This is a genomic window from Leptothoe sp. PORK10 BA2 (genome assembly GCF_034932105.1).
Taxonomy (GTDB): Bacteria; Cyanobacteriota; Cyanobacteriia; order Phormidesmidales; family Phormidesmidaceae; genus Leptothoe.
The window spans coordinates 1-5609 of the sequence record NZ_JAYGIG010000190.1 but is presented as its reverse complement, the minus strand read 5'-3'; the positions used below and the strand labels follow the sequence as shown (position 1 = coordinate 5609).

The 5609-nt window shown below is 47.4% G+C and carries 4 protein-coding genes; 1 reads left to right on the top strand and 3 read right to left on the bottom strand.

Annotated elements, in window-relative coordinates; all coding sequences use genetic code 11:
- Positions 1-150: 150 nt before the first annotated feature.
- The gene (locus tag VB741_RS25920) at positions 151-1314 is read left to right on the top strand and encodes a CHAT domain-containing protein (protein WP_323368121.1); all 1164 of its coding nucleotides are present in this window, start codon (positions 151-153) and stop codon (positions 1312-1314) included.
- Between the two features lie 225 nt (positions 1315-1539).
- On the opposite strand, the gene VB741_RS25915 is transcribed toward VB741_RS25920, so the two are convergent.
- From VB741_RS25915 to VB741_RS25905, 3 genes are all read right to left on the bottom strand, one after another.
- The gene (locus VB741_RS25915; protein ID WP_323368120.1) at positions 1540-4716 is read right to left on the bottom strand and encodes a response regulator; all 3177 of its coding nucleotides are present in this window, start codon (positions 4714-4716) and stop codon (positions 1540-1542) included.
- Between the two features lie 42 nt (positions 4717-4758).
- Positions 4759-5127, bottom strand: coding sequence for a PAS domain-containing protein (locus tag VB741_RS25910; protein WP_323368119.1), 369 nt, complete (start codon positions 5125-5127; stop codon positions 4759-4761).
- A gap of 112 nt (positions 5128-5239) precedes the next feature.
- Positions 5240-5419, bottom strand: coding sequence for a hypothetical protein (locus VB741_RS25905; protein ID WP_323368118.1), 180 nt, complete (start codon positions 5417-5419; stop codon positions 5240-5242).
- Positions 5420-5609: the final 190 nt, after the last annotated feature.

Here is a 5609-nt window from a genome sequence, read left to right as displayed (position 1 = left end):
TGGCGTTGAAACCTATGAGCAAAAGTATCGTGAGCGGATGCTGAACCAATTACAGCGAAAAGCCCAATCATTAGGCTTTGACCTCGTTCCCAAACCTGACGTTGCTGGGTGTGTTTCTTAGGAGTTAGTCTAGAAATTTAAGGGTGCATCGTGAATCTGATAAAAATTCTCATATTAACGGCAAACCCGACTAATACAGGGGCAGAACCGTTAGGTCTAGATGCTGAGGTGCGGCGGATTGAGGAGGCCTTTTTGCGATCGCACCACCGAGATTGCTTCCAGGTCGTGACCCAGCTAGCCACTCGCACGATCGATCTGCGCCGGGCTTTACTCGATCACCGTCCTCAAATTGTTCATTTCTCGGGCCACGGCATGGGGGAGCAGGGACTGGTGTTAGAAAATGATGCGGGCAAGATCCAGCTTGTCGGTACCGAGGCCCTGGCCGGACTGTTTGGCATTTTCGAGACGGGCCAGATTGAATGTGTTTTGCTCAACGCCTGCTATTCAGACGTGCAGGCCACCGCTATTCACCAGTTTGTGGACTGCGTGATTGGTATGAATCAGCCCATTGGCGACGTGGCAGCGGTACAGTTTGCCGAGGGGTTTTACGATGCCCTGGGGTCGGACAGCTCCTACGATCAGGCGTTTAAGATTGGCTGTAGTGCGATTGCCCTAGAAGGCAGTACTGAGTATTCGAAGCCAGTCTTGAAGTATCGTAAGCGTCCAGGGTTAGGGGGAGTGGCAGAGTCAGCCTCTGCGGAGAAACCGTTAGTGCCTGAATCGGCTGTGCCGCCAGCACCATCTGCCCCATCTCAGTCGATTGGCAATGTCACCATTAGCGGCAACAACAACCCTTTCAATGTGGTGCAATCGGGGGGCGATGCCACGGTATCGCAAAACAATTCGCGCCAGTCGATGACCATTAGCGGCAGCACCATTTCGGGCCATGTGGGCCAGGCAGGTGGAGATCTGAATCAGCCCCAGTATCAAAATCAGGGGGAGGCGGCCAAGTCGTTGTCGCCCGCCGAGGTAGTTCAACTGATTATGCAGATGGAGAGTCTGATCAAGAGTGCGGCCTTATCCGAGTCGCAGCAGGGTAAGGCAGTGGCCTATCTGGAGGTGGCCAAGGAAGAAGCCAATAGTGAGGAGCCGGATAAGGAATTTGCCGCGAAAAATTTGCAGAAGGCAACCAAGATTTTGAAAGAGACGAATGAGGCCGTGGATGCAGGGCAGTCGCTTTGGAAGAAGGTTGCGCCTCTTTTAGGGCAGCTTTTGCCGTGGTTAGGGGTGGCCTCTCACTTCTTTGGGTTGTAAGGGTGCGGCATGGCCGAAGTGTAATAATTAAGACTTTATCTGACACATCCTGTAAACTCACACTGAATCAGGAATGTCACAATGAATACACAAGACAAGATCGTTAAGACTCGTAGGTGTGACCCTAGGCCTATTGGAAGATACTCCCGACGAGTCTGAGGCTGCTTAGTCACAATAGTCGCCAGTGGCTCAGCTGTCAGCTTTCAACATCAGCCCTGATTGTGCCTAATTCGCAGCACATAGGGACACTAGAGTATCGAGGTTGCTTGTAAACGCCGCTTCCACCTTGCCATATTCGACATGTAAATCGTTTAATAGAGCTGCCGCGTTTTCGATTGTTTGCTTGTTGCCCATTGCTTCTAAGCTAGCACAGAGGCGAGATAGTTCAATAGCTCCCAAGGCATGGCTGCTCGACTTTAGCGTATGGGCGCTCTGTTCTAACGCCGATGCATCTTGTTTGATTGCCGCTTGGTCCATCCTTTGAATTAGCTCAGGCGATTCATTCACATACGTCTCGATCAATTGTTCAAATACGGCGGTGTCATCACCCATCATGGAGATTAAACTAGACAGTTGCTCAAGGTCTATCGCGGAGATAATGGTTTGCTCGTCAGCATTAGTGGCAGGAGTTTCTAGCTCTGCAGTAGATGGCTCAGGTGCGCTTCCCTGCACATCTTCTAGAGTATGTTCTTCTTTTTCAATGTCTATCGCTATAGTGTCTTGTTGGTTCTTCTTTTGTGTATGGCGAGAAGGCGCTTTTTGTAAAGCTGCTACCAGTTCTTCAATATGGATGGGCTTACTAATGTAGTCATCCATACCAGCCTTGAGACAGGTCTCTCGATCCCCCTGCATTGCATTGGCTGTGACTGCGATAATCCAAGGTCGATGCGCGGCTTCCCATCGGTTACAAATTGTTTGGGTTGCAGTTAAGCCATCCATCTCAGGCATTTGCAAATCCATCAAAATGACATCATAGGAACGGCGCTCTAGGGCATTGACCGCTTCTAGCCCGTTACCAACAACGTCTGTGCGGTAGCCCATTTTCTTGAGCAATTGGGTGGCGAGTTGTTGGTTCACACTATTGTCTTCTGCCAATAAGATTTGTAGTGGATGTTTTTCGGCAAGTTGATGGTCAATGGTGGTAACTAACTTTTTAGGCTGCTCAAACTTAACCGCCTTGCCTGCACAGATTCTTCCTAAATGTTCCAGTAGCTGGGCTTGTTTAATGGGCTTATTTAAGAAGGCCACAAAATGTTTTTCAATATCTGTTTGGTCTAGTTGATATTTGCCTATAGAAGTCAACATCATCAGTGGCAGTGATGCATGTTGAGGCTGCATATGAATTTTCTTAGCTAGGGTTATGCCATCCATTTCAGGCATTTGCATGTCTAAAATGGCAAGGTCAAAGGCCTTGCCCCGTTCAAAACAGTCCAGGGCTTCTACGCCTGAGCAAGTGGTCCGGGTTAGCATGCCCCAGCGTTGGGTTTGTGATTCTAAAATTTGTCGGTTAGTGGCATTATCATCAACGATGAGCAGTCGTTTACCTACTAATTGAGATGGAGCTACTAGATTGCGGCGATTATTCTGGTCTTGTTCCGGTTGCACGATAACCGTAAAGAAAAACGTACTACCTTCATCGACTTCGCTCTCAACCCAAATCGTTCCGCCCATCATCTCTACTAACTGTTTAGAGATGGCTAGCCCCAGCCCCGTGCCGCCATATTTGCGTGTCGTCGAAGAGTCGACTTGGCTAAATGCTTGGAATAACCGTTGCAATCGTTGTTGTGGAATACCAATGCCGGTATCTTTAACGGCAAAACGAAGACTCTGGTGGGTTTCAGCCAGGGATTGTGAGCCTGGTTCGGCGGTGGTGTTGGCCTGCGAATGGGTGACTGTAACAGAAATCTCGCCTCGGTGGGTAAACTTGACGGCGTTGCCTAAGAGATTTACCAGCACCTGGCGTAGGCGGGTAACATCTCCTACAAATGAGTTGGGGATACTGGGATCGATATTGAATGCTAGTTCTAGCTCCTTTTCAGCGGCTTTGGTTGTAATGAGGTCAAATGCGTCTTCAATACAGGTCCGTAAATGGAAGGGATGGGATTCTAGCTCAAGATGACCCGATTCGATTTTCGAGAAGTCCAGGATATCGTTGATCAGCGTCAATAAAGAATTGCCGCTATTTCGAACGGTGTTGACAAAATCCCGCTGTTCATCGGTTAAGGCGGTATCTAGCAAGAGGCTAGTCATACCGATGACGGCATTCATGGGCGTGCGAATTTCATGACTCATCGTCGCTAGAAATTCGCTTTTGGTTTTAGTGGCGGCTAGGGCGTCATCCCGTGTTTTGGCCAGGGTAATAGCGGCTTGCTTGCGTTCTATTTCTCGGCCCACCCACTGTGCCATCAATAGTAATAGTTCTTTATCGAGTGCACTAAAGGCCTTGTTCCGTTTAGTTTGGCTAGAGAAATTTAGTGTGCCATACACCTGTCCCTCTACTAATACAGGGGTGCCAAAGTAAGCTTCTATTTTTAGGTTTTGGTAGCAGGTGCTATTGCGCCAAGACGTATCGCCTGCAGCAAGAATGCAAAGGTTTTTTTTGTTGCTAATAACGTGCTGGCAATAGGTATTGTCTAGGGGCAGCAGTATGCCCTGAACATGCTGCTTATTCGGTAGACGAGCCAGGTAAACTTCGTACTGCTCTCCTTGCGTCTTAGACAAAACGCCTAATGGCAAATTAAATTGTTCGCAGCCAAAGTTCAGAAGTTCTCCAATGGTTTGGCTAAAGTCTAGCTTGGGTGATGCGGTGACTTCATAGAGTGTACGAATGGCAGCTTCACTTTGGACTACAAGCTGTTCAACACGTTGCCGCTCTCTGAGTTCAGCTTGTAAGTGCTCATTGACGTTACTGAGTTCAGCTGTGCGCTTTTGAACTAAAGACTCCAGCTCTGCCCGATATTTTTCTAGCTCTGCTTCTGCCTGTTTTTTTTCGGTGACGTCGCGAATGGCAAGGACGGCGCTGGTGGCTTCTGCATCTTCGAATTGGATTGATGCCCAGGAGATCTCAAGAATACGTAAACTCTGGTCTTGGTGAAAATCATAGAAATTGGTGCCCTGACACTGCTCGGATAGAGCTTGGTTGCCTGGATGATCGGCTGATGTGATTACCTTGTCTTCTTTAGACAGGGGCAATATATCAATTAGATTTTTACTCAGCAGCATGAGCTGTTTCTTTTGCACCAGCTGCTCGAATAAGACATTGCACCATTGTATGCGGCCCCGTTCATCTGTCCAGACGATGGCATCCGTAACAGCATCTAACGCTACCTCCATTTTGCCTAATGTTTTTCGCAGCGTATGCAATTGGCTTGCTAATGCCTTAGGATCAGCCTCAACAGACATGTAGAGAACCTCTTTTTTGAATAGAGAAACCTGTGGGGGGCTTTAGGTGAGGGGAGTTAGCATTGCGCCAAATAGCCAATCGTCGCCTACTTTCTCGGCAATAATGTAGTGCTCTGTCATAATTTCCTGTTGGCTTTTGGTAATTGTCATTAATTCCAGGGGATGATTTAAGACAGTTGCTTTTTCTGAGGCTTGAAACCTGGAGAATGCGAGGTTGTGTGAATCTCTAAAGCTGCTAGGCAGAATGATGGTAATCAATTCTCCTACGACGTCATCACGGGACCACTCCAAAACCTTTTCAAAACACTCGTTGATATATGTAATCAGGCCTTGACTGTTGGCAATGACAACGGGCACTTCATCAATGGCTTGTAGATCTTGGATATTTTGGGGTCTTACAGCGTTAGTCATGATCAGGTTTTAGTTGTTGACAGTGATAGGTTTCTTGCTATTATTTTGCCCATTAAGGACTTCTACTCAACAGGTATGGCGTCTTTTGCTTTGATGTTCTTACTCGTGTCAATTATTTTTTCTCTTTGAGCATTGACGTGAAGTCTATTTGATCCGTAAGGTGCATAATGCTTTGGAATAAAAAAATCTTTACAAATTCAGGAATGACATCTCGGAAAACACTGTAGTAAAGATTGTCTTTCTCAGACATGCAGCACTTTACCATGGCCTGTTTGCCAATGGACTTTGGCAAGGGTTTTCGCCTTGTATTTCAAATAGACCTCTTGCATAATAGATTTCATGGTACATTAGAGGATTTTAGTTCACTGTTTCCATGTCAGGCAGATGAACTACGAAGCAACCCAAACCCTGAGCGGCCAAAAGTTTAAGCGCCGATTTGGTGTCCAACGCGCCACTTTCAATCGCATGGTCAAAGGCGTTCA

Excerpts from the sequence above, each read along its gene's own strand:
- VB741_RS25915 (WP_323368120.1), bottom strand. The coding sequence starts at position 4,716 with ATGTCTGTTGAGGCTGATCCTAAGGCATTAGCAAGCCAATTGCATACG.
- VB741_RS25910 (WP_323368119.1), bottom strand. The coding sequence starts at position 5,127 with ATGACTAACGCTGTAAGACCCCAAAATATCCAAGATCTACAAGCCATT.